This is a genomic window from Cryobacterium soli, assembly GCF_003611035.1.
Taxonomy (GTDB): Bacteria; Actinomycetota; Actinomycetes; order Actinomycetales; family Microbacteriaceae; genus Cryobacterium; species Cryobacterium soli.
The window spans coordinates 3,060,355-3,084,144 of record NZ_CP030033.1 but is presented as its reverse complement, the minus strand read 5'-3'; the positions used below and the strand labels follow the sequence as shown (position 1 = coordinate 3,084,144).

General features: G+C 68.2%; 23 protein-coding genes. 8 read left to right on the top strand and 15 right to left on the bottom strand.

Going from position 1 to position 23,790, the window contains the following annotated elements:
• The first annotated feature begins 17 nt into the window (after positions 1-17).
• Complete coding sequence (locus tag DOE79_RS14300; protein WP_162942761.1) at positions 18-425, top strand: MFS transporter permease; 408 nt, start codon at positions 18-20, stop codon at positions 423-425.
• A gap of 64 nt (positions 426-489) precedes the next feature.
• Here DOE79_RS14300 and DOE79_RS14295 read toward each other — a convergent pair whose 3' ends face one another.
• On the bottom strand, positions 490-1,227 hold the full coding sequence (locus tag DOE79_RS14295) for an SDR family oxidoreductase (RefSeq protein ID WP_120339083.1): 738 nt from the start codon (positions 1,225-1,227) through the stop codon (positions 490-492).
• A 117-nt stretch (positions 1,228-1,344) separates the two neighbouring features.
• On the opposite strand from DOE79_RS14295, the gene DOE79_RS14290 reads away from it, so the two are divergent.
• Positions 1,345-2,280, top strand: coding sequence for an AraC family transcriptional regulator (locus DOE79_RS14290; RefSeq protein WP_120339082.1), 936 nt, complete (start codon positions 1,345-1,347; stop codon positions 2,278-2,280).
• A gap of 57 nt (positions 2,281-2,337) precedes the next feature.
• On the opposite strand, the gene DOE79_RS14285 is transcribed toward DOE79_RS14290, so the two are convergent.
• The gene (locus tag DOE79_RS14285) at positions 2,338-3,537 is read right to left on the bottom strand and encodes an MFS transporter (protein WP_245976951.1); all 1,200 of its coding nucleotides are present in this window, start codon (positions 3,535-3,537) and stop codon (positions 2,338-2,340) included.
• Between the two features lie 132 nt (positions 3,538-3,669).
• Here DOE79_RS14285 and DOE79_RS14280 point away from each other — a divergent pair, with 132 nt between their 5' ends.
• Positions 3,670-4,539: a helix-turn-helix domain-containing protein gene (locus DOE79_RS14280; protein WP_342767924.1), complete on the top strand. Its 870-nt coding sequence runs from the start codon at positions 3,670-3,672 to the stop codon at positions 4,537-4,539.
• A 12-nt stretch (positions 4,540-4,551) separates the two neighbouring features.
• On the opposite strand, the gene DOE79_RS14275 is transcribed toward DOE79_RS14280, so the two are convergent.
• The 4 genes from DOE79_RS14275 to DOE79_RS14260 form a co-directional block, all read right to left on the bottom strand.
• Positions 4,552-5,256 (bottom strand): alpha/beta hydrolase, encoded by a 705-nt coding sequence (locus tag DOE79_RS14275; protein WP_120339080.1) that lies wholly within the window; start codon positions 5,254-5,256, stop codon positions 4,552-4,554.
• A 37-nt stretch (positions 5,257-5,293) separates the two neighbouring features.
• Positions 5,294-6,910: a xylulokinase gene (locus DOE79_RS14270; protein ID WP_120339079.1), complete on the bottom strand. Its 1,617-nt coding sequence runs from the start codon at positions 6,908-6,910 to the stop codon at positions 5,294-5,296.
• A gap of 61 nt (positions 6,911-6,971) precedes the next feature.
• Complete coding sequence (locus DOE79_RS14265; protein ID WP_120339078.1) at positions 6,972-7,388, bottom strand: hypothetical protein; 417 nt, start codon at positions 7,386-7,388, stop codon at positions 6,972-6,974.
• Between the two features lie 106 nt (positions 7,389-7,494).
• Entirely contained in the window at positions 7,495-8,157 is a 663-nt protein-coding gene (locus DOE79_RS14260) for a LuxR C-terminal-related transcriptional regulator (protein WP_120339077.1), read from the bottom strand.
• 145 nt (positions 8,158-8,302) lie between these two features.
• On the opposite strand from DOE79_RS14260, the gene DOE79_RS14255 reads away from it, so the two are divergent.
• Both DOE79_RS14255 and DOE79_RS14250 read left to right on the top strand, forming a co-directional pair.
• Complete coding sequence (locus DOE79_RS14255; RefSeq protein ID WP_066598176.1) at positions 8,303-8,581, top strand: GlsB/YeaQ/YmgE family stress response membrane protein; 279 nt, start codon at positions 8,303-8,305, stop codon at positions 8,579-8,581.
• Positions 8,582-8,675: 94 nt separating this feature from the next.
• Complete coding sequence (locus DOE79_RS14250; protein ID WP_120339076.1) at positions 8,676-8,930, top strand: zinc ribbon domain-containing protein; 255 nt, start codon at positions 8,676-8,678, stop codon at positions 8,928-8,930.
• A gap of 112 nt (positions 8,931-9,042) precedes the next feature.
• Here DOE79_RS14250 and DOE79_RS14245 read toward each other — a convergent pair whose 3' ends face one another.
• The 9 genes from DOE79_RS14245 to DOE79_RS14205 all read right to left on the bottom strand — a co-directional run bounded on the left by DOE79_RS14245 (position 9,043) and on the right by DOE79_RS14205 (position 19,576).
• Positions 9,043-10,542, bottom strand: a complete 1,500-nt coding sequence (locus DOE79_RS14245; RefSeq protein WP_120339075.1) for a CoA-acylating methylmalonate-semialdehyde dehydrogenase — start codon at positions 10,540-10,542, stop codon at positions 9,043-9,045.
• Between the two features lie 162 nt (positions 10,543-10,704).
• A complete protein-coding gene (locus DOE79_RS14240) occupies positions 10,705-12,057 on the bottom strand; it encodes an aspartate aminotransferase family protein (RefSeq protein ID WP_245976950.1) in 1,353 nt (450 codons plus the stop codon).
• Between the two features lie 87 nt (positions 12,058-12,144).
• Positions 12,145-13,296 (bottom strand): ABC transporter substrate-binding protein, encoded by a 1,152-nt coding sequence (locus tag DOE79_RS14235; protein WP_120339074.1) that lies wholly within the window; start codon positions 13,294-13,296, stop codon positions 12,145-12,147.
• 164 nt (positions 13,297-13,460) lie between these two features.
• Positions 13,461-14,291, bottom strand: coding sequence for an ABC transporter permease (locus DOE79_RS14230; protein ID WP_120339073.1), 831 nt, complete (start codon positions 14,289-14,291; stop codon positions 13,461-13,463).
• Positions 14,288-15,115 (bottom strand): ABC transporter ATP-binding protein, encoded by an 828-nt coding sequence (locus DOE79_RS14225; protein ID WP_120339072.1) that lies wholly within the window; start codon positions 15,113-15,115, stop codon positions 14,288-14,290. The genes DOE79_RS14230 and DOE79_RS14225 overlap by 4 nt, the downstream gene beginning before the upstream one ends.
• Entirely contained in the window at positions 15,112-16,056 is a 945-nt protein-coding gene (locus tag DOE79_RS14220; RefSeq protein ID WP_220094239.1) for an ABC transporter permease, read from the bottom strand. Before DOE79_RS14220 ends, DOE79_RS14225 begins: the two co-directional genes overlap by 4 nt.
• Positions 16,053-17,069: a TIGR03842 family LLM class F420-dependent oxidoreductase gene (locus DOE79_RS14215; RefSeq protein ID WP_120339071.1), complete on the bottom strand. Its 1,017-nt coding sequence runs from the start codon at positions 17,067-17,069 to the stop codon at positions 16,053-16,055. The genes DOE79_RS14220 and DOE79_RS14215 overlap by 4 nt, the downstream gene beginning before the upstream one ends.
• An 8-nt stretch (positions 17,070-17,077) precedes the next feature.
• Positions 17,078-18,511, bottom strand: coding sequence for a dihydropyrimidinase (gene hydA / locus DOE79_RS14210; protein WP_120339070.1), 1,434 nt, complete (start codon positions 18,509-18,511; stop codon positions 17,078-17,080).
• A gap of 186 nt (positions 18,512-18,697) precedes the next feature.
• A complete protein-coding gene (locus tag DOE79_RS14205; protein ID WP_120339069.1) occupies positions 18,698-19,576 on the bottom strand; it encodes a nitrilase-related carbon-nitrogen hydrolase in 879 nt (292 codons plus the stop codon).
• Between the two features lie 237 nt (positions 19,577-19,813).
• Here DOE79_RS14205 and DOE79_RS14200 point away from each other — a divergent pair, with 237 nt between their 5' ends.
• From DOE79_RS14200 to DOE79_RS14190, 3 genes are all read left to right on the top strand, one after another.
• Complete coding sequence (locus DOE79_RS14200) at positions 19,814-21,151, top strand: aminotransferase-like domain-containing protein (protein WP_120339068.1); 1,338 nt, start codon at positions 19,814-19,816, stop codon at positions 21,149-21,151.
• 246 nt (positions 21,152-21,397) lie between these two features.
• A complete protein-coding gene (locus tag DOE79_RS14195) occupies positions 21,398-21,874 on the top strand; it encodes a DUF2231 domain-containing protein (RefSeq protein WP_120339067.1) in 477 nt (158 codons plus the stop codon).
• A gap of 233 nt (positions 21,875-22,107) precedes the next feature.
• The gene (locus tag DOE79_RS14190) at positions 22,108-23,418 is read left to right on the top strand and encodes an FAD-binding oxidoreductase (protein WP_162942760.1); all 1,311 of its coding nucleotides are present in this window, start codon (positions 22,108-22,110) and stop codon (positions 23,416-23,418) included.
• Positions 23,419-23,790 lie beyond the last annotated feature (372 nt).

Here is a 23,790-nt window from a genome sequence, read left to right as displayed (position 1 = left end):
ATGCGTGGACCTGCCTGATGACCCGCTGGACTCGGTCCCGAGGCCGTTCGCGGCCGCGGGGCGTGTGGGTCGCTCTCGGCGCGGGAGTGCTGGGCTGCGTGCTTCTCTTCGGGCTCGTGCTCTTGCCACTCTTGGGGTTGATCGGCAGCAGCGCCGGCACGGCCTGGTTCGTGCCTGTTCCGTTCGGAACGATCGCCCTGGTGTGCACCGTCGGGTTCGTGCTCACCCTGGGCATGCTCGCACTCATCACCCGGGTGCGCAGCGTGCCGCTTGCCTGGGTGCTCGCAAGCGCGGCGCTGTTCTGCGTGCTGCTGACCAGCCTCTACCCGGCCGTGGCCGTGGCCCAAGCCGGGGTGGAGCAGGGCAGTCAATTCATGCCGTGGATTCTCGGCTGGATTGATCGGGCCTCCGGATTCATGTCCTGAGGGCCAGGAGCATCGATGGACCGAGCAGCCCTCAGCGACCACTTCCGCGCACGACACGGCGTGCCTACCAGGCAACCGGTCCCTGGTCGTCGGTGAAGGTCCCGGTGGGGCCGTCAGCCTCGATCGTGGCCATGCGCACGGCCGAGGCGGCGCCCTCAGCGGGGGTTCGGATTCCGCGATGGTTGTTCAGGTCGGTGGCAACGAAGCCGGGGCAGACAGCGTTGACCAGGATCCCCTCATCGACCAGGTCCCTGGCGTACATCATGGTCACCGCGGTCAGCGCGGTCTTGGACGGAACGTAGCCCAGCGCGATGGGATCGGTGTTGGCGAAGTCGGAGATCGACGTCAGGGAGCCGGCACTACTGGACACGTTGACGATTCGGGGAGCCGTCGAGAGCCGCAACAAGGGCAGGAAGGCGCTCGTGACGGTGATGACCCCGAAGACGTTGGTCTCGAATACCGCGCGGACGTGGTTCACGTCGGCGAAGCGCGGCACCTGCCCGGCGAAGTCGGCCCCGGGCTGGTGGCTGATTCCGGCGTTGTTGACCAGAGCGTCCAGGCGACCGAATTTCTCCCGGATCGCTGCCGCCGCGGCCGCGACGGATGGCGGGTCCGTGACGTCGAGGGCCACGGCCGTGACGTCTCCGCCGGTGATCCGCAGTTGTGCCGCGGTCGCTTCGCCGCGTTCCAGGCTGCGCGCGCCGATCACCACGGTGTGGCCGAGCGCCGCCAGCTGCGCGGTGATTTCGCGTCCGATGCCTTTGTTGCCACCGGTGACCAGAACGATCATGGGGTTGTTCATGGGTAACTCCTTTTCGAGCCGTGAGTGGGTCACGGCTGTGCTGTCACACCAGCATGCAGACAGGAGTCCGGCTTTGGAATCATGTTCCGTGCGCTTTTTGTGTCCTAGAGTACGAATATGGCGACTGATCGACTGTCCGAGGTACTGGACCTCATCGAGGTACGGAGCGTAGTTTCCGGCGGCTCGGCGCTGCGCGGGCGCTGGCGCACGCACAGCTCCATCGATGACGACCTGAAGTTCATCGCAGTGGTGCGCGGCAGCGCTTCATTGACCACCAACGGCGCCGACCGGGTAGAGCTCGCCGCCGGCGATGTCGCGATCCTGAACGGCCGCTCGTGGCTCACCCTGGAGGGCGGCGACGGAGAAGGCGAACCCGTCACCGTGGTGCCGCCGTCCGCGGGCTCGACCATCAGCGATGCCGACGCCGCCGCAGACGACGTCGATATCCTCATCGGGGGCCGGGTCGAGCTGAACTCCACGGGCAAGGATCTGCTCCTGCGCGCACTCCCTGCCGTCGCCCACGTCGGGGCCACCAGTGCGGTGGGTCCGCACCTGCGCGGCCACGTGCAGCGCCTCTTCTCGGAAATCGTCGCCGGCCGGATCGGCGCCGATTTCGCCATCCGCCAGTACGGACAGCTGCTGGTCCTCGATGTCGTGCGCGGCTTCATGCAGAACGCCGACATGCCGGCGGGGTGGCTGAAAGTACTCACCGATGAACGGCTCCGGCCGGCCCTGGACATGATCCATGAGCAACCGGCGCGGAGTTGGGGTCTTGAGGACCTCGCCCGCGCGTCATCGATGTCGCGCACCACGTTCGCAGAGCGCTTCCGGGCCGCGGCCGGCACCCCACCCCTGGCGTATCTCATCAGCTGGCGGATGCTCCTAGCCCAACGAGAGCTCCGCTCGGGAGACACCCGCGTGGGCGCACTCGCGCGTGAGCTCGGCTATTCCTCGGAGAGCGCCTTCAGCACGGCTTTCAAGCGGCATGTCGGCGAGGGCCCGCTGGCGTACCGCACCCGGATGCGCGCGGCGTCGGCACAAGCGCAAGCCTGAGCGTCGAGACCGAGGAGATGTTCCTGCGGATCTTCCAGAGCTTGCGCGACCAGAGGCTCATCCCTTAGCGAACGCGGTGCGCCGACCGGAGAGCGTGAGCAGGAGCGCGACCGCGCCGAAGACGATCATCACGACGGGCAGGATCAGACCATCCAGCACCGTCAGGAGGCCGGCGCCCAGAACTCCGGCGACGAAGATCGCCACGTTGAACGCGACGGGCAGGAACGAGTTTGCGACATCCGATTCGTCACCACCGGCGCGGGTGAGGAAAGACTGGAGCTGCGCAGACGCGCCGCCGAAGGTGGCGCCCCACACGATGGTGGCGCCGATGATGGCGGGGGTCGACGTGTGGAAGACGAGGAGGGTGACGGCCGCTGCCACGAACAGCATCAGACTGCCGTGCAGCAGCACACGCGGGAAGCGGTCGAGGAGCGCTCCGGTGAGGATGATGCCCCCGATCGAGGCGATTCCGAAGAACAGGAGCTGGACATCGACGGTCAGGCTGATGCCGGTGGTGCGCAGATACGGCGAGATGTACGTGTAGATGGTGTTGTGGGCGAGCATCCAGGCGAAGATGACACCGAGGATGACGGCGATACCCGGCAGACGCAGCACCCGGAGCACCGGGAGCCGGGTGCCGTCGCCTCTCTGACCGGGGACGTTTGGCGCGACCAGGGCTAGGAGCGTGCCGGCGACGAGGGCGACGAGGGTGAGGCCGGCGAAGGCCCATCGCCAGTCGAAGGTCGTGCCGAGCCAGGACCCGAGGGGTGTGCCCAACGCGAAGCCGATGGGCGCTCCGGTCGACACGATCGCCAACGCCAGACCACCCCGGCGGGGCGGGCTGATCTTGAGGCCGTAGGCGGCGAGCATTCCCCAGAGCACCCCGGAGAACGAGCCCGCGACGAAACGGGAGAGCAGCACAACGCCGACGTCAGTGGACACGGCGGTGATGCTGTTGGCGAGGATGAGCCCGGCGAGCGCGGTGAGCAGCAGGGGCTTGCGGCGCATCCGCCGGGTCAGGCTGATCGCGGGGATCGTGACGATCACGGCGCCCAGGGCATAGGCGCTGACAAGGAGCCCGACGGACCCCTCGCTGGTGTTCAGTCCCGCCGCGATGACGGGCAGCAGTCCGGCCGGCATCGTCTCCGTGGCCACGAGCACGAACCCGATCGTTGCGAGGCCGATGAGAGTGACGAGCGGAAGCCGCTGCACGGTCTGACGGCCGGCCGGTGCGACGGCAGGGATGGTGCTGATCACGGTGCTCCTTGGGCGGTGGGGGCTGGGGTACTGCTCCAGTCAAGGCGCCGGGCCCGAGGGGAGGGAGTCACTGTCGAAGGGTGTACCGAGAGAGCACCCCACCCCGCCCCGAAGGGACGTAACGTCGATGTCATGGACAATCAACCCGAGGTGCGCGAGTTCCTCATGTCACGGCGCGCGAAACTGACCCCCGAGCTGGTCGGGCTCAGCTCCGGCCCGAACCGGCGCGTGGCGGGGCTCCGCCGCAGCGAGGTGGCCGCCCTGGCCGGTGTCAGTGTCGAGTACTACGCCAAGCTCGAACGCGGCGCCATCGCCGGCGCATCCTCGTCGGTGCTCGACGCCATCGCCCGAGCCCTGCAGCTGGACGACACCGAACGCACCCACCTGTTCGACCTGGCCCGCGCGGCCGACGGCATCCCACTCTCCGGACGCCCGCGCCGCCGCACGGCCAAGCCTGCAGTGACCCGGCCGAGCCTGCAGTGGGCGCTCGACACCCTCACCGGGGCGATCGCGGTGGTCCTCGACCAACACCAGAACATCCTGGCTACCAACGAACTCGGGCGCGCGTTCTACTCCCCCGTCATCGGCGACGGCGGACGTGTTCCGAACCTCGCCCGGTTCCAGTTCCTGGACCCGGCCTCCCGCGACTTCTACCCGGACTGGGACCGGTTCGCCGCGATGTGTGTCGCGATCATGCGCACCCGGGCCGGACGCGACCCCAACGACAAAGGCCTGCAGGACCTCGTCGGCGAGCTATCCACCCGCAGCGATACCTTCCGGCAGCTGTGGGGCGCACACGATGTGCGCACCCACGGTGCCGGCACCAAACGTTTCAACCATCCCGTCGTCGGCGAGCTCACCCTCGCCTACGAAGAACTCGCGATCACCGCGGACCCCGGACTCGGCATGCTGATCTACACCGCCGAGCCCGGCTCCCCCAGCGCCGAACGGCTGCAGCTTCTGGCCAGCTGGGCCGCCAGCGGCGCCGTCGTCGAGTCGTAGAACCGGCAGCCGTCAGAGCCGCAGAAGCGCCTCCATCTGGCCGACGACCAGATCTGGGCGGGTGATGAACGGATGGTGGCCCGTCGGGATCTCGACTGAGCGGGTGGCGCAAGCGGCATGGAAGCGCTGCAACTCGACCGAGGTGCTGCGGTCCTGCCCGCAAACGAGGTAGGTCGAGTCGACCCCCTCCCAGCCTGCAACTGTGGTCGGCATCACGAACGCACCGACGGCCTGCGCCGTCAGCCGCTGCCAGGCCTGCTGCTGGATATCGGCATCCGCATCCTGCAGGAACCTGGCGCCGAAGGAACTCACGTCGTAGCCCGTCAGGCTCAGGGTGCCGTCGTCGTGGGCTCCGATCGACACCGGGTCGCTCTCGCCGCTCAGGATCGCGCCCTGGGACTGGCCGACCTCGGGGAGATAGGAGGACACGTAGAGCAGGTGCGCGACAGCCGGATGCCGGCCGGCCTCGGCGATGACGGTGCCCCCGTAGGAGTGTCCGACCACGATCGCCTCGTCCACATCGTCCAATTCACGACGCAACGCGGCAGCATCGGCGATCAAGCCACCCGCGACCTGCTCCGGCGTGGTCTCGCCGCACGACGGCAGCGCCAGCGCGCGGCTGCGGATGCCGGTGCGTTCCCGGAGCAGGTCGGCGCTCTGCTGCCACCACCACTGCCCGTCGCGCACCAGAGCGCCGTGGACGAAGATCAGTTCCATGTCGGTTCCTTTCCAGTTGGGTGGCGCAGAGGTGGGGTCAGAGCGTGTCTACCGCCGTCTGCTCCACGGCGAGGCCCGCGGCGTACCGGTCGAGGTAGCTGGTGAAGCCGGCGACGTCGGCCGGGTCGGGGGCGACGGTGGCGAATTCCTGCCCGGCGAAAACCCGCTCACGCAAGTAACCGTCGAGGTCGAGGTCGACACCGGATGCCACGGCGGCCGTGTACGACGCCAGGACCGCGATGCCCCAGGCGCCGCCCTCTGATGCCGTCTCGGCGACGGAGACCGGGGCGTCCAGGGATCCGGCGAGGAAGCGCTGCGCGACACCGGCCGTGCGGAACAGCCCGCCGTGCGCGAACATCGCGTCGAGTTGGACGCCCTCCTGGGCGAGAACCCGCATGCCGAGGGCGAGCGTGCCGAACACGCCGTAGAGCTGGGCACGCATGAAGTTGGCCAGGGTGAGCCGGCTGTCGGGGGTGCGCACGAAGAGCGGCCGCCCCTCGGTGAGGCCGGCGATGGGCTCACCGGCCAGGTGGTTGTAGGCCAGCAGCCCGCCGGCATCCGCGTCGCCCAGCAGGGCCTCGCGGAACAGGGTGTCGAACACCTTGTCGTTGTCGACGGGGTTGCCGCCGGCCACGGCGAAGCGGCCGAACATGCCGGCCCAGGCGGCGAGCTCGCTCGCGCCGTTGTTGCAGTGCACCATGGCGACGAGGTCGCCGGCCGGGGTGGTGACGAGGTCGAGTTCGTGGTGCACCTGGGTGAGCGGGCGCTCGAGCACGACCATCGCGAAGATGCTGGTGCCGGCGCTGACGTTGCCGGTGCGCGGGGCCACCGAGCAGGTGGCCACCATGCCGGTGCCGGCGTCGCCCTCCGGCGGGCAGAGTACGGCGCCGGGGCGCAGCGCACCCGTGGGGTCGAGAAGGGCTGCTCCCGCGGCCGTGAGCTCGCCGGCCGGCTTGCCGGCCACGAGCACCGTCGGCAGCAGCGCGGCCAGGTTGAGGTCGGGGGCGGACTCGGCGACCAGACCGTCGTAACGGGCGAGGAGTTCGGCATCGTAGTCACCGGTGGCGGAGTCGATGGGGAACATTCCCGACGCGTCGCCGACGCCGAGGACCTTGCGTCCGGTGAGGCGCCAGTGCACATAGCCGGCGAGGGTCGTGATGAAGTCGAGCTGCGGCACGTGGGGCTCGTGGTCGACGACGGCCTGGTGCAGGTGGGCGATCGACCAGCGCAACGGGATGTTCACGCCGAACAGCTCGGTCAGCTCGGCCGCAGCGGGGCCGGTGGTGGTGTTGCGCCAGGTGCGGAACGGCACCAGCTGGTCGCCGGCGGCGTCGAAGGCGAGGTAGCCGTGCATCATCGCCGAGACGCCGATCGCGCCGTAGCCCTCGGGCCGGATGCCGAACTTCTCATCGATGTCGGCGATGAGCGCGGCGTGTGCGGCCTGGATGCCGGACCACACATCCTCCAGCGAGTAGGTCCAGACCCGGTCGACGAACTTGTTCTCCCACTCGTGACTGCCGACGGCGAGGACCTCGGACAGGTCCTCGCCGATCAGGCAGGCCTTAATGCGGGTCGACCCCAGCTCGATTCCCAGCGACGTTCGTCCGCTGAGGATGGAGTTGCGGGCGGCCTCATGTGCATCATTGCTCGTCATACCTCGATTATGGCGGTATCTGAGCGGCCGTATTCCCCGTCAGGAGACACCGAAACGGGGGCTACGCCGCACCGACGGCCTTCTTCAGCAGCTCGACCAGTCGGGCCTGATCGGCGGCGGAGAGGTTGACGACCGCAAACGACGTCGGCCAGAGGTTCCCGTCATCCAGTTCGGCGTCCGGCTGGAAGCCGATGGTGGCGTAGCGGACCTTGAATTTGGCGGCGCTCTGGAAGAACACCACCACCTTGCCGTCGGCGTTGGCGTACGCCGGCATGCCGTACCAGGTCTTCGCGCCCAGGCCGGTGTGCTCCTTCACCAGCCGGTGCAGGATCTCGGCCAGCTCCTTGTCAGTGCCCGCCATCTCCTCGATAGCCGTGAGGCACGCGGCCTCCAGGTCGGCGCCCAGTTTCGCGGCCTTGGCTTCGGCCGCCGCCGCCCGCATCGCCGCCTTTTCCTCTTTGCTGAAGGTTGTGCTCATGATCTGTTCCTTACTGGTCCCGGATGAGTCTCTGGCCACCAGAGTAGGAGCAACCCGGGCGGCGCGCTTCTCGGATCCTGCTCTGCTCGCGGGCGGGGGTGCGGACTCAGGGCCCGCCGAGCCAGCTGTCGATCCGATGGTGGTCGGGAGTGAATCCGTGATTGACGCCCCAGAGCACGGCCTGGGTGCGGCTTTCGGCCCCGATCTTGCCGTAGACGCTGCGGATGTAGGACTTCACGGTGTTGGGACTGAGATAGGTGAGCGCGGCCACCTCGGCGTTGCTCTTGCCCTGCGTGATGAGCGCCAGAATCTCGGACTCGCGGTCGGTGATGCCCTCGCGCCGGCCCGGCCAGTCCAGTCCGGGCGCGCTGCCCGCTCGCTTCGGCGGGTCACTCACGACGATCTCGCCGGCGTGCACCGACTCGAGGGCCGCCACGAGGTCGCGGGCCGGCAGTGTCTTCGACAGGTAGCCGCTGACGCCCCGTTCCAACGCATCCGCGATGAGCGCGGGCTGGAAGTTCCAGGTGTACACAACCACCCGGCCGGCGCGGGGGTTGCGCACGAGAGCGGTGAGTTCCGAGAGATCCGACTCGGGCTGGGCGAAGGAGTCGTAGAGCACGATATCGGTTGCGTCGGAGAGACCGGTGTTCGCATCGATCTCGGCAACCAGCACCCGATCCCGGTAGTGGTCGAACATGTGCGCAAGGCCCTTCAGCACGATGTCGTAGTCGTCGACCAGGGCGACGGTCACGGGCTGGGACGGCGGCATGGGAACGACGCTACCGCCAGGCCCTGTCCTGGGCTACACCCCTAGGGGTGTACCGCCGCCTCCTTGCGGGTGTTTTGCTGTTTGGTGCCCAGCAACCGCTGGTCACATCGAACGCTCAGTTCTACCAAACAGGAAGGAGACCACAATGCTTGGTCTCATCATCAGCCTCATCGTCGTCGGCATCATCGCCGGCGCCGTCGCCCGCCTCGTCGTGCCCGGTCGGCAGAACATCAGCATCCCGATGACCATCGTGCTCGGCATCGTCGGGTCCTTCGTGGGCGGATTCCTCGGTTTCCTGATCTTCCAGCACGACCCGATGGACGGGTTCTTCCAGCCCGCCGGGATCATCGGATCCATCATCGGCGCGATCATCGTGCTCTTGATCTACATCCGCGTCAGCGGCCGCAGCACCGCCCGGGGCTAACCGGCTTCCCGGTGGCCGCCAGATAGCCGGCCACCGGGGCCGATTCGGCGTCATCCGCTCTCGTTCGCGTACTGAAACCTGAAAGAATTTAACGATGTTCCTGCTCTTCGGCACCCGCACTTCAGAGGCCGTGGTCAACGTCGTCTCGTTCGTGTGCGCCTACTGCAACACCATGGCCGAGCAGCACGTTGTGAAGCGATCGACGAAGGTCACGCTCTTCTTCGTCCCGCTGTTCCCGATCTCGTCGTGCCACGTTAATGTCTGCGCCAACTGCGGCGGCCGCACCAGTTTGACTACCGCCCAGGTCCGGCACTCCCTGGACTGGGCGCGAGCGCGCAACGCAGGCTAGCGGTGCGCCTCGCGGCCCGCGAAAATGCTCGTAGCGTGCGATTGTGAGCGCTTTTTCGCACGCCGCGAGCATTTTCCTCCGCTTCTAGCACTGCCGCACGCTGCGAGCGGCGTCAGGTGTTCTGCGGGAAGCCCAGGTTGATGCCGCCGTGGCTGGGGTCGAGCCAGCGGGCGGTGACGGCCTTCTCCCGGGTGTAGAAGGTGATGCCGGCGGGGCCGTACGCCTTGGCGTCGCCGAAGAGGGAGTCCTTCCAACCGCCGAACGAGTGGTACGCCACCGGCACCGGGATCGGCACGTTGATGCCGACCATGCCCACCTGCACCTCGTGCTGGAACCGCCTGGCCGCACCTCCGTCGTTGGTGAAGATGGCGGTGCCGTTGCCATACTTACTGGCGTTGATCACGGCCACGCCGTCGGTGTAGCTGGCCACCCGCAACACACTCAGCACCGGGCCGAAGATCTCGTCCCGGTAGACGGCCGAGTCCAGGCTGACCTTGTCGAACAGGGTCGGGCCGAGCCAGAATCCGGATGCGTCACCGTCGACCTCGATGCCGCGACCGTCGATCACGACCTCCGCGCCGTCCGCGTGGGCGATGTCGATGTAGCCGGCAACCTTGTCGCGGTGCGCCTCGGTGATGAGCGGGCCCATGTCGCAGCCGCGCATGCCGTCACCGACCTTGAGTCCCTTCACGCGCTCGGCGATCTTGGCGATGAGCTCGTCCGCGACCGGCTCCACGGCCACGATCACGCTGATGGCCATGCAGCGCTCGCCCGCCGAACCGAAGCCGGCGTTGACCGCGGCATCCGCGGCCAGGTCGAGGTCGGCATCCGGCAGCACCAGCATGTGGTTCTTGGCGCCGCCGAGGGCCTGCACCCGCTTGCCGTGGTGGGCGGCGGTCTCATAGATGTACTTGGCGATCGGGGTGGAGCCGACGAAGGAGATGGCCTGCACGTGGGGGTTGACCAGCAGGGCGTCGACGGCCTCCTTGTCGCCGTGCACGACGTTGAAGACACCGTCGGGCAGGCCGGCCTCGGTCAGCAGGGCGGCGAGCCAGTTGGCGGCGGACGGGTCCTTCTCGCTGGGCTTGAGCACGACGGTGTTGCCCGCGGCGATGGCGATGGGGAAGAACCAGAGCGGCACCATGGCGGGGAAGTTGAACGGGCTGATGATGCCGACCACGCCGAGCGGCTGCCGGAGGGTGTAGACGTCGACGCCGGTGGAGACGTTCTCGGAGAACTCGCCCTTGGCCAGGTGCGGCAGGCCCAGCGCGAACTCGACGACCTCGAGGCCGCGGGCGATCTCGCCCAGGGCGTCGGAGGTGACCTTGCCGTGCTCGTTGGTGAGGATGTCGGCGAGCTCGCCCTTGCGGGCGTTGAGCAGCTCGCGGAAGGTGAACATGACGCCCTGGCGTTTGGCGATGGAGGCGTCGCGCCAGGCCGGGTAGGCGGCCTGGGCCGAGGCGACAGCGGTGTCGACGTCGGCGGCGGAGGCCAGGGACACCAGGCGCTGCACTGCGCCGGTGGCCGGGTTATAGACGGGGGCGGTTCGAGTGGAGGTTCCGGTGCCTGCGGCGCCGTCGATCCAGTGGGTGAGGACGGGAAGGTCGTTCATGTCATCCGATTCTGTTGGGGGTGAGAGGACGTGCGCGGGTCGCGACCATCCCGTCGGTCGAGCTTGTCGAGACCTCGTGAGCCGTCCTCTGAACGTAGGCATGGTCACCGGGTCTCGACAAGCTCGACCAGCGATCGGCGCGGTGTCGAGATCGTCTTGCGATTAGAGGAGGTCGAGGGAGAGGACCTCGTCGTAGATGGCGAGTGCCTCGGCGACCTCGTCGTCGGTGACGACGCAGGGCGGCACCACGTGGATGCGGTTGTCCATCAGGAACGGCAGCAGGTTGCGGGCCAGCAGCTCGGTCTTGATCCGGGCCATCACGGCCGGCGCCACGGGCGCCCTCGTCTCCCGGTCGGCCACGAGCTCGATCGCCCAGAAGACGCCCTCGCCGCGCACCTCCCCGATGATCGGATGCTTCGCCATGAGCGCCTCCAACCCCGGGGCGATGGCCTCGGCGCCGATCCGGGCGGCGTTCTCCACGATGCCCTCGTTCTCCATGGCATCCAGCGCCGCCACGATCGAGGCCATCGCCAGCGGATGCCCGCTGTAGGTGAGTCCGCCGGGGAACACGGTCGTGTCAAAGTCGGCGGCGATGGCATCGGAGATGATCACGCCACCAACGGGAACATAGCCGGAGTTCACGCCCTTGGCGAAGGTGATCAGGTCGGGCACCACGCCAGAGCCCTCGAAAGCGAACCAGCGTCCGGTGCGGCCGAAGCCCACCATCACCTCGTCGAGGATCAGCAGGATGCCGTACTTGTTGCAGAGCGCCCGCACTCCGGCGAGGTAGCCGGGCGGCGGCATCAGCACCCCGGCGGTGCCGGGGATCGACTCGAGCAGCACGGCCGCGATCGACGTGGCGCCCTCGCTCTGAATGACCCGTTCCAGGTGCTGCAGAGCCCGCTCGCACTCGCGCTCGGGGGTGCGGGCCCAGAACTCGCTGCGGTAGAGATAGGGGCCGAAGAAGTGCACATGGCCGCGGGCGAACTCATTGGGGATGCGCCGCCAGTCACCGGTGGCGACGATGGCCGCGCCTGTGTTGCCGTGGTACGAACGGTAGGTGGAGAGCACGGTGTCGCGGCCGGTGTGCAGGCGGGCCATGCGGATGGCGTTCTCGTTGGCATCCGCACCGCCGTTGGTGAAGAAGACCTTGTTGAAGCCATCGGGCGCCCGATCGACGATGCGTTTGGCGGCCTCGCCGCGAGCCAGGTTGGCCGTGGACGGGGCGATGGTGGTGAGCAGTTGCGCCTGCTCGATGATGCCCTTGACCACGGCCGGATGCTGGTGGCCGATGTTGACGTTGACCAGCTGGCTGGAGAAGTCGAGGTAGGTGCGACCCTCGTGGTCCCAGACCCGGCAGCCGAGACCGCCGGCGATGACGAGGGGCTTCAGCGCCCCCTGGGCCGACCAGGAGTGGAAGACGTGGGCCTTGTCGAGTTCGGTGGTGAGGTCGTTGAGTCCGAGCTCGGTGTCGGTGGATGTGCCGGTGTCGGTGGTGCTGTCGATGTCGGTCACGATGCTTTGTTCCTTCGCTTCTGCCCCGCACAGGCGGGGCGGTGGTGACCGGGCGGCGGGGTGTGCCGCCGCCCGGTCGGGGTTGTTCTACTCGCCGCCCTCCTTCAGGGTGACGTCGGTCGGAGTCCAGTCGGCGCCCATGACGTCGACTCCCTCCGCGGTGAGTTCATCCAGAGCCTTCTGCACGTACTCGTTGGAGTATGCGCTTTCGGGCGGGTCTGTGGTGATGATGGTGGCACCGGTTTCGTTCTTCGTGTTCATCGCGATGTCGACCGTGTTGGCCCACGCCGCCTCGTCGATCAGGCCGACGCCGTTCGTGGACGGGAAGATCAGCTTGCTGACCTCGTTGGTCATCCAGAGCTGGTGTCCGGCGGGCAAGGCAGAACCGGCGTCGGCCACGATGGTCGCGGCGTCTTCCGGGTTCTGGGCGGCGTAGATCCAGCCCTTGATGGAGGCCTTGATGAACTTCACCGTCTGATCGGCGTAGGCCTCGTCGTCGGCGAGCTTGTCGGTGTTGGCCCAGATCGCGTCCTGGAGCATCGCGGTGCCCTCGTCGTTCCAGTCGATGACGTTGAGGTCCTCGGGCTGGTAGAGCTCGCCGGTGGCGGGGTTGATGGTTTCCAGCACCTGGGCGTACTCGTTGTACGTCATGGCCTGGGCCGCGTCGATGTCGCCGGCCAGGAAGGCGTTCATGTCGAAGGCCTGCTGCACGAGGCTGATGTCGCCCACCTCGACGCCGTCCTTCTGCATGCCGGCGAAGAGCTCCCACTCGTTGCCGTAACCCCAGCTGCCGACGTTCTTGCCCTTGAGGTCGGCCGGGCTGGTGATGTTCTTGTCCTTGAACGAGATCTGGGTGGTGGCGCTGCGCTCGAAGATCTGCGCCACGTCGGTGATGTTGGCGCCCTGCTCGATCGAGCCGAGCACCTTGGGCACCCAGGAGATGGCGTAGTCCACGTCGCCGGACGCGAGGACGTCCTGCGGCACGATGTCGGCGCCGCCCTCCTCGATGGTGACGTCGAGGCCTTCGTCTTCGTAGTAGCCCTGGTCGACGGCGGCGTAGTAGCCGGCGAACTGGGCCTGGGCCACCCACTGCAACTGCAGGGTCACGGGTGTCAGCTCGCCGCCTGCGGAGTCATCGGTCGAGGCGGTGTCGTTGGAGGCGCTGCATCCGGAGAGGACGAGTGCGCCGGCCGCGGCGATGGCGCCGGCCGTCGTGAGCCATCGTGTGCTGTGTTTCATGGGTTCCTCCTGAGTAGTACTGCTGCGGGGTGCTGCTGCGGGGGGTCATGCTGCAAGGCGGGTAACGGATGGTGCTGGTGCTGCCGGTACTGCGTTTGGTACTGCGGTGGGTGATGCGGGGTGACCGACCTGGTGTGTCGGACGGGTGTGGGCCTGGGCGGGGCTCAGGCGGTGGGGGCGCGGCGGCTGACCAGTTTCTCCAGGCCGAGCGCCGCGCAGTAGAAGAGGAGGCCGAGGATGATGGAGCCGAGCACGTACGCCCAGGCCAGCCCATAGTTGCTGCTGGAGGCCGCGGAGGTGATCGACTTGCCGAGGCCGCCGACGGGGCCGCCGAAGTACTCGGCGATGAGGGCGGAGATCACGGCCAGCGACGACGCTATGCGCAGGCCCGTGAACACGAACGGCACCGCGGTGGGCAGGGTGACGGTCTTGGTGGCCTGCCAGCTCGAGGCGGCGTAGGAGCGCATCAGGTCGCGGTGCACCGGGCGCACCATGCGCAGGCCCTTGAGAGTGTTGAAGTACACCGGCACGAACACCGCCAGCGCGGCCACGAGCTGCCGGGCGGTCTCGGCGTTGGCCCCGAACATCGTGTAGAGCACGGGCGCCAGCGCCACGATGGGCACCACCGCGAAGGCCGCCACGACGGGCGCGGTCATCTCGTCGAACACCCGCACGAGGGCCGAGAGGATGGCCAGCAGCACGCCGACGATCGCGCCGAGCACCAGCCCAATCAGAGCGTTGCGGCCCGTGACGACCATGCCATTCACCACGTTCTGCAGGTTGGCCGTGAACTGCTCACCGATCGCGAACGGGCCGGGCAGGATGAACGGCTTGATCGCCAGCACCGTGACGGCGCCCTGCCAGAGCAGGATCGCGATGAGTCCGAGCAGCACCGGCGGCAGCACCGTACGGGCCAGGCCGGAGCGCGAGGCTCCCTGGCGCGCCGGCCCGGCGGCTGCCGGAGCCGCCACACTGGTGCTCGCCCCGGCGCTCATCGCGTCTCGACCCCGCGCGCCCCGGTGGGGGTGGCGCCGTGCAGCAGCTCCCGCACCTGGCTGACCGAGTGGAAGAAGTCCTCGTCTTCACGCAGGTTCTCGCCGCGGTCGCTCATGCGGCCGAGGTTGACGCTGAGCACGTCGCGGATGCGGCCAGGCCTAGGCGACATCACCACCACCCGGTTGGAGAGGAACACGGCCTCCGGGATGGAGTGGGTGACGAAGACCACGGCGGCGCTGGTCTCGGCGCAGATGCGCACGAGCTCGTTCTGCATGCGCTCCCGGGTCATCTCGTCGAGGGCGCCGAACGGTTCGTCCATCAATAGCAGGCTCGGGCTCTCGGCCAGCGCCCGGGCGATCGCCACGCGCTGCTGCATGCCGCCGGAGAGCTGGTCGGGGTAGTGCCCGGCGAAGTCGCTCAGGCCCACGAGCTCGATCAGTTCGGTGGCCCGCTCGCGGCGGGCGGCCTTGCCGGTGCCGTGCAGTTCGAGGGGAAGTTCGATGTTGCCGGCCACCGTGCGCCAGGGCAGCAGACCGGCCTGCTGGAACGCGATGCCGTAGTCCTGGTCGATGCGGGCCTGCCTGGCGCTCTTGCCGAACACCTCGATGGAGCCGTCGGTGGGGGTGTCGAGGTCGGCGATGAGCCGCAGCAGGGTGCTCTTGCCGCAGCCGGAGGGCCCGATCAACGACACGAACTCGCCGGGGGCGACGGTGAGGCTCACCGCATCCAGTGCCGTGACGGATGCGCCCTTGCGGCCGGCGAAGACGCGGCTGACCGCGTGCACCTCCACGGCGTGCTGTACCGGTAGTGCTGCCGTGGTCATGCGGCCACCTCTCCCCTGCGGAATCGACGTAGGAACAGTGAGATAAGGCCGACGAACCCGGCGGCCACGAGGCCGACAAGCACCGACCCGAAGATGGGGGCCCAGGGTTTGCCCGGGTCGCTGCCGGCGGCGCCGGCGTATTCGACGATGAGCCGGCCGATGCCGCCGCGCAGGCCGATGGACACCTCGGCGACGACGCTGCCGATCACGGCGCTGGCCGCGGCGAGGCGGAGGGCGGGCAGCAGGTAGCCGACACTGGCCGGCAGGCGCAGCCGCCAGAGCGTCTTCCACCAGCCCACCGCGTAGCAGTGCATGAGGTCAACGTGGTTGGCGTCGGGTGAGCCGAGGCCCTTGAGCGCGCCGATCGAGACCGGGAAGAAGGCGAGGTAGGAGGCGATCAACGCCACCGACATCCAGTTCTCCCAGGTGAAGGCACCGAACTCGATCTGCGCACCCCAGCGCCGCACCAGCGGGGCGAGGGCGATCAGCGGCACGGTCTGGCTGAGGATGATCCAGGGCAGGATGGCCGATTCGGCCAGTTTGAACCGCTGCATGAGCAGCGCGAGCGCGAGGCCCACCGTGACACCGACGAGCCAGCCGACCGCGGCGATACCGAGCGTGAACAGGGCGGCTTCGAGCACGGCCTGCCACATCGGGACCGCGCTGGAGCTGCCGGTGACCGGCTCGAGGACGCGTTCGAGCATGACCCAGAGGTGCGGCATGGCCATCTCGCTGGCCCGCGGCAGCACGGTGACGCCGCCCACAATCACCCCGTCGGCCGGGCCGAGGAAGATATAGAGCTCCCAGAGCAGTGCGAGGGCGAGCACACCGAGCGCGCCCACCAGGATGCGCCGCGGCATCCCCTGGGCCAGCCAGGACCGGCCGCGCGGCGCAGTGGTCGCCCTCGCCGGGGCGGTGCTGACGGAGCCGGCCTGGGTCATGCCTTGGCCGTGATGTGGTCGGCGAGGGCGGGGATCACGGTCTCGCCGTAGACCCGCAGCGTCTCCTCTTTGTTGTCGTGCTGCAGGTAGCCGGCGAACTGGTCGACGCCGAGCTCCTTGAGGGCCTTGAGCTTCTCGATGTGCGCTTCGGCGGGGCCGAGCAGGCAGAACCTGTCGACGATCTCATCGGGCACGAAGTCGGTGTGGGTGTTGCCGGCGCGGCCGTGCTCGTTGTAGTCGTAGCCCTCGCGGCCTTTGATGTAATCGGTGAGGGCCTTGGGCACTGCGGAGCCCTCCCCATATTTCTCCACGATGTCGGCGACGTGGTTGCCGACCATGCCGCCGAACCAGCGGTTCTGGTCGCGCATGTGCTGCCAGTCGTCGCCGATGTGCATGGGCGCGGCCACGCAGAACTTGATCGCGTCGGGGTCGCGGCCCACGTTGGTGGCGGCGGTGCGCACGGTCTTGATCATCCACTCGGCCACGTCGAGGTCGGCCATCTGCAGGATGAAGCCGTCACCGACCTCGCCGGTGAGCTTGAGCGCGAGCGGGCCGTAGGCGGCCACCCACACGTCGAGGGTAGAGCCCTGGCTCCAGGGGAATTGCAGGGTGGCGCCGTTGTATTCGACCGACCGGGAGTTGGCGAGCTCGCGGATGACGTGGATCGACTCGCGCAGGGTCTTCAGCGTGCTGGGTCGGCCGTTGGTGACCCGCACCGCGGAGTCACCGCGGCCGATGCCACAAATCGTGCGGTTGCCGTACATCTCGTTGAGGGTGGCGTAGGTGGAGGCCGTGACGGTCCAGTCCCGGGTGGCCGGGTTGGTGACCATGGGCCCCACGATCACCTTGCGGGTCTCGGCAAGGATCTTGCTGTAGATCACATACGGTTCCTGCCAGAGCAGATGCGAGTCGAAGGTCCACACGTGGCTGAAGCCGTGGTTCTCGGCCAACACGGCCAGCTGCACGGTGCGCGCCGAGGGCGGGTTGGTCTGGAGTACTGCGCCGAAGTCCATGGTGTCCCCTAGATCAGGTACTGGCTGAGGCCGCGTTTGATGTACTTGCCATCGCCCTTGGCGCCGAGGTAGGTGTTGTCGTCGATGACGACCTTGCCGCGAGAGAGCACGGTGTCGACGTGGCCGTCGATCTCGTAGCCTTCCCAGGCCGAGTAGTCCATGTTCATGTGGTGGGTCTTGCCCACTCCGATGGACGTGTGCCCGTTCGGGTCGTAGATCACCACGTCGCCGTCGGCGCCGGGCTGGATGACGCCCTTCTGGCCGTACATGCCGAACATGCGCGCCGGGGTGGTGGAGGTGACCTCCACCCAGCGCTCGAGGGAGATCTGCTTGTCGACCACGCCCTGGTACAGAAGGTCCATCCGGTGTTCGACCGAGCCGATGCCGTTGGGGATCTTAGAGAAGTCGGTCAGGCCCATGTCCTTCTGACCCTTCATGCAGAACGGGCAGTGGTCGGTGGAGACCATCTGGATGTCGTTGGTGCGCAGGCTCTGCCACATGTGGTGCTGGTGGCCCTCGGCCTTGGAGCGCAAGGGAGTGGAGCACACCCACTTCGCGCCCTCGAAGGTTCCCCATTCCTCGCTCTGGGCACCGAGCTGGTCTTCCAGAGAGAGGTAGAGATACTGCGGGCAGGTCTCGCCGAACACGTTCTGGCCGCGGTCGCGGGCGATGGCGATCTGCTCGACGGCCTGCTTGGCGCTCACGTGCACGACGTAGAGCGGTGCCCCGGTGAGGTTGGCGAGCATGATGGCCCGGTGGGTGGCTTCCTCCTCGGCCTGCCAGGGGCGGGTGAGGCCGTGATAGTACGGCGTGGTGTTGCCGGCGGCGATGGCCTGCTGCACGAGCAGGTCGATGACGCTGCCGTTCTCGGCGTGCATCATGATCATGCTGCCGTTGCTGGCTGCCTTCTGCATGGCCTTGACGATCTGGCCGTCGTCGGAGAGAAACACACCCTTGTAGGCCATGAAGAGTTTGAAGCTGGAGACGCCCTCGTTGACGAGCTCGTCCATCGCGACGAGGGAGGAGTCCTGCACGTCGGAGAGGATCTGGTGGAAGCCGTAGTCGATGGCGCACTCGCCGCGGGCCTTGTCCTGCCAGGCGGCGTATTGGTCGAGCACGTTCTCGCCGGCGTACTGCACCACGAAGTCGACGATGCTCGTGGTGCCGCCCCAGGCGGCGGCGCGGGTGCCGGTCTCGAAGGTGTCGCTGGCCTCGGTACCGCCGAACGGCATCTGCATGTGGGTGTGCGCGTCGATGCCGCCGGGGATCACGTACTTGCCGGCGGCGTCGATGACGGTGTCGACGTTCCGCTCGATGTCGAAGCCGAGCAGGGTGGAGCCGGGGGCGAGCACCGCGGCGATTTTCTCGCCGTCGATGAGCACATCCGCCATGGCCGTGCCCGTGGAATTGACCACGGTGCCGTTCTTGATCAGGGTCTTCATGAGTGGTTCTCCTGTTCGTTAGTTCGTCTGCGGTCGTCACCACGTCGTCGATCGAGCCTGTCGAGACCTCGTGAGCCGTTCTCGGAACGTAGGCCGGGTCGCGGGGTCTACTTCGACAAGCTCAGTACGGCGTCGACAAGCTCGACCAACGTATGGCCGGGTCTCGAGACTGAGCGACGGCTGCGGCTACGGCTTGGGGATCGAGGTGTAGGACTCCGGGCGGCGGTCCCGGTAGAACTGCCAGTTGTTGCGCACTTGGCGGATCATGCCGAGGTCGAGGTCGCGGATCACGACCTCCTCGTCGGTGCCGCTGCCGAGTGCGCCCACGTAGTTGCCCTGCGGGTCGACGAACTGGCTGGTGCCGTAGAACGTCACGGCGAGCTCGCCGTATTCGTTGTCCTCCCGGCCCACCCTGTTGGGCGCGGCTACGAAGTATCCGTTCGCGGCGGCGGCGGCCGGCTGCTCGATCTCCCAGAGCCGGTTCGACAGCCCCGGCTTGGTGGCATTGGGGTTGAACACGATCTGCGCGCCGTTCAGGCCCAGCTCCCGCCAGCCCTCCGGGAAGTGCCGGTCGTAGCAGATGTAAACACCGATCGGTCCGACGGCGGTGTTGAAGACGGGGTAGCCGAGGTTGCCGGGACGGAAGTAGAACTTCTCCCAGAACTTGTCGAGGTGGGGGATGTGGTGCTTACGGTACTTGCCGAGTATGGTGCCGTCGGCATCCACCACCACGGCCGTGTTGTAGTACACGCCGGGCTGCTCCTCCTCGTAGATGGGGAGCACCATGACCAGGTTCAGTTCCTTGGCCAGCTTGGCGAAGCGTTGCACGATGGGGCCGTCGGCGGGCTCCGCGTAGTCGTAGTACTTGGCGTCTTCGGTGATGCCGAAGTAGGGGCCGTAGAACAGCTCCTGGAAGCAGATGACTTGGGCGCCGTCGGCGGCCGCATCGCGGGCGAACTTCTCGTGCTTATCGAGCATCGAGTCGATATCCCCCGTCCACGTGGTCTGGGTGATTGCCGCTCGCACGATGTTGGATGTGCCGAGTCTGGATGGGTCAGTGCTCATGCTCTTGCCTCCACTGGGTCTCACACGGTGGGAACCTCGTCAGCAAGAGAGCAAGACATCGCTTTATGGGCGAGCCATACGGGGAAGAGCCTGTCGAGATCGAGCCACATTACGGTGTCCGGTTTTGTTATTATTCGACGTAAACATTTCTGTTCTGTTTCTTCATATGACGCATGCGTAAATCATCCTGTCGTTCGGGCATGCTTTTTGGCAAGCATCCGGGCTAGGAAGGACACCATGCAGCTCTATCTCGACGCGATCGAACAGGCCACTCCGGCCGGTATCGCCGCTGCACTGGGCCGCCTGATCAGCTCCGGCCGGCTCGCCCCCGGCGAGCGCCTGCCCACGGTGCGCGACCTCGCCGCACTCCTCGGCGTGAGCCCGGCCACGGTGAGTCACGCCTGGCAGGCGCTGTCGTCGGCGGGCCTGATCGTCTCCCGGGGCCGCAGCGGCACTTTCGTGCGGGAGCCGTCCCGGCACTGGCTACCCGCACGCACCCAATCGTTGGCCGGGCACGTGAGCGACGCCCGGATCGACCTCTCGCGGGGTACCCCGGACCCGCTCCTGCTGCCCGCGCTCGGGCCGGCGCTCTCCCGGGTCTCCCTGCGGGCCATGACACCCAGTTACCAGGCGCTCCCGGTGATTCCGGAGCTGCTCACCGTGCTCACGGGCTCGTGGCCCTACCCGGCTGAGGCGATCACGGTGGTCGACGGGGCCCTCGACGCCGTCTCGCGCAGCCTTGAGCAGGTGGCCAGGTTCGGCGACCGGGTCATCGTCGAAGACCCCGGCTTCCCGCCGTTCTTCGACCTGCTCGAGCAGATGGGCATCGAACGGCTACCCGTGGCCGTGGACGCGGAGGGCATCGTGCCGGACGCCTTCCAGGCGGCGCTCGCGCTGTCGCCGGCCGCCGTCATTTTGCAGCCCCGGGCGCACAACCCCACTGGCGCGTCGATGTCGGCCGACCGCGCCGCCGAACTCGCCCGGCTGTTGGGCGCCAACCCCCGCGCGGCGCACACCGTGGTGATCGAGGACGACCACTCCGGCGCCATCAGCACCTCCCCTGATGTGTCGCTCGGCCGTTGGCTGCCCGAGCGGGTGCTGCACGTGCGCAGCTACTCCAAATCGCACGGGCCCGACCTGCGCATCGCCGCGCTCGGCGGACCGGCGGCGCTCGTGGACCGCATCGTGGCCCGCCGCATGCTCGGGCCGGGCTGGACCAGCCGGATGCTGCAGACCATCCTGCACGAGCTGCTCACCGACGGCGCGAGCATGGCGCAGGTCAACGAGGCCCGGCACGTGTACTTCGCGAGGCAGAAGGCGCTGGCGGATGCCCTCACCGGGTTCGGCCTGCCCCTGGCCCGCGCCGACGGCATCAACGCGTGGGTGCCGGTGGCCGACGAACGCGACGCCATCGTGCGGTTGGCGGCCTCGGGCATCCGGGTGGCCGGCGGCAGCCCGTTTCTCGCATCGGAGCGGCCGGAGTCGTTCATCCGGGTGACGGCCGGGGCGCTGCCCGACGACGTGCTGCCGGTGGCCCGTGCGATCGCGGCCGCGGCCGGGGTACTCCCGGTCTGACGGGCTCGGCGGGGAGCGTGCACGGTGCGCCGGTCGAGCCCGTCGACAGCCCGTGAGACAGCCTGCACAGCCGGCACAGGAATCGCCCGGGTGATGACCCGCAACCCGCGCGGTGTCGGCAGTCAGCCCGCCCCATAAGCCGAGCCTGTCCTTCGTGGCGGGGCACCCGGCCGATGCCTAGCATTGCTGGCACAGCGGCGCCGGTGTGTGAATCGGTCCAGCCGTATCCGTTCAGCTAGGAGACCCATGTTCGACACCTTCTTCGGTCTGCCGCTTCACCCCCTCGTTGTGCACGCGACCGAGGTGATCGTTCCCACGGCCGCCCTGGTACTCCTGCTCGCCGCGGCGTGGCCACGCTTCCGCCGCTGGGCCCGTTTCCTGCCGCTCGGCCTGGCCCTGGCTGCGCTGGTGCTCGTGCCGCTCTCCACCGAGTCCGGCGAGGCCCTGGAGGAACGCGTCTCGGAGTCGGCGCTGGTGGAAACCCACGCCGACCTGGCCGAGGGGCTGCTGCCGTGGGTGATCGGCCTGGTCGTGCTGGCCGCTGTGCTGCTCTGGTGGAACTGGTCTGAGCGTTCGCCGCGGAAGCCACTGAAGTGGGTGACGATCGCTCTGATCGTTGCCGCAGCCCTCGTGTCGACCGGAACCGTCGTGCAGGCCGTCAGGATCGGGCACAGCGGTGCCGCGGCCGTGTGGTCGGACAGCGTGGGAACGCCGCCGACGTAGGACTCACCGGCCAACCGCGTGCGAGCGCGGTCATCTAATTGCGGACATCCCACCTTCACTGCGGAAACGAAGGCGGGATGTCCGCAGTTCGGTGCGCGCCGCGGTGGCGGGTCGACGGCACGGCGGGGTCGCGGGCGCTGCGGGGCGGGGGCATGCTGGGTCGCGAAAGCAGTGCGGGCCGGACGGAGGCGGGGGCTCGCCCGGCGCCGCATGCGCGACGCGTGGGAGGAACAATGATCGACGGATTTGCGGGCACCATCCTCGTGCCCGGGTCGGAAGACTACCCGGTGGCCGCGACCGCCTTCGGCACGCTCGGCAGCCCGGCGGTGATCGCGAGACCGACAAACGCGGCGGACGCCTCGGCCGCGGTGCGGTACGCGCGGGCCCAGGGGCTGCCGTTGGCGGTGCGCAGCGGAGGGCACAGCCCGTTCAGCACCAATGACGGCGGGATGGTGCTGGACCTCGGCGACATTCGCGGGGTGGAGGTGCTCGAAGGCGACCGGGTGCGCGTGGGCGGCGGCGCGATCTGGGGCGACGTGGCCCTCAAGCTGCAGCCGTATGGGCTCGCGATCTCCTCGGGCGACACCTATTCGGTGGGTGTCGGCGGTCTCACCCTGGGCGGCGGTATCGGCTGGCTGGTGCGTCAGCAGGGCCTGGCCATCGACAGCCTGGTCGAGGCCGAGGTGGTGCTTCCCAGCGGCGATGTCGTGACCGCCAGTGCCACGGCCGAGCCTGAACTTTTCTGGGCGTTGCGTGGCGGTGGCGGCAACTTCGGGGTGGTGACCCGGTTCTTGTTCCAGGCGCATCCACTGCCCGGCGTGATCGCGGGGTCGATCGACGTGGACCCCGCCCTGCTGGCCGAGACGCTGCATGACTGGCGGGATGTGATGCGGCAGGCGCCCGAGGAACTGAACTCGACGGTGATCGCGATGCCGGTGTTCGGGCCGGGCATGCCGGTCGTGACGAAAATCCTGGTCTGTTTCGGCGGCGACGACTCCGCTCAGGCGCTGGCGGCGATCCAGCCCCTGCTCGACCTGCCGGGGGTGCGCACGGAGGATGTGGCGCCCAAGCCGTACCTGGAGATGTTCGAGCAGGGCACACCCGCTCCCGTGCCGATGCGCATGGTCACCCACAACGGCTTCGCCAGCGACCTCGATGACAGTCTCATCGCCAGGCTTGCCGCCACTCACTCCAGCCTCAGCGCGATCGGCGCGGCCACGCTCATGCTGCGGTATCTGCGCGGTGCCTTCAACCGGACGGCGGCGGATGCGACCGCGGTGGCGTACCGCGACGCCGAGGCGTTCGTCGTGGCGGCGGCGTTCCTGCCGCCGGACGCTCCCGCCGACGCGGAAGCACGCATCCATGACGGCTGGGGAGCCGTGGCCGACGCCATGCCGGGTGTGTACGGCAACTTCACCCCGTACCCGGATTCCGACACGATCACGAGCATGTACCCGCCGGCCACCGCGGAGCGCTTGCGCGCGGCCAAGCGGCACTACGACCCCGGGAATGTGCTCGCGTTCAACCACAACATCGTGCCGTAGGCGGCCGGGGCGGGGGTCGCATTGCGCTCCGCTGGGGGCGGGAGACCTGGTGAGAAACCAGAGTGGCTGGGCGGGGTGGCAGAAACAGCTGCGCGGGCACGGCGCCGCTGGGCGGGTGGCGCGCCCGGGGCGAATCGGCGCCTGACCCGCGCATCGCGCCGGGCTGCATCCGCGCGCCGAGTAGCGCGGGAGACGCGCCGCTACGCGGGCGCCCCGCCCAGGCGACGGACGGCAGCTCGGACGCATCCGCCCGAAAGCGGATGGGTTTAGGCTGGATATGACCCCCGGTTCGATCTGACCGGTTGCGCTGGCCCGGATTTGGGCGGCAGGTCGGGGCATTGCCTCCAGTTCTCTCCCCCACCTTGTACGAGC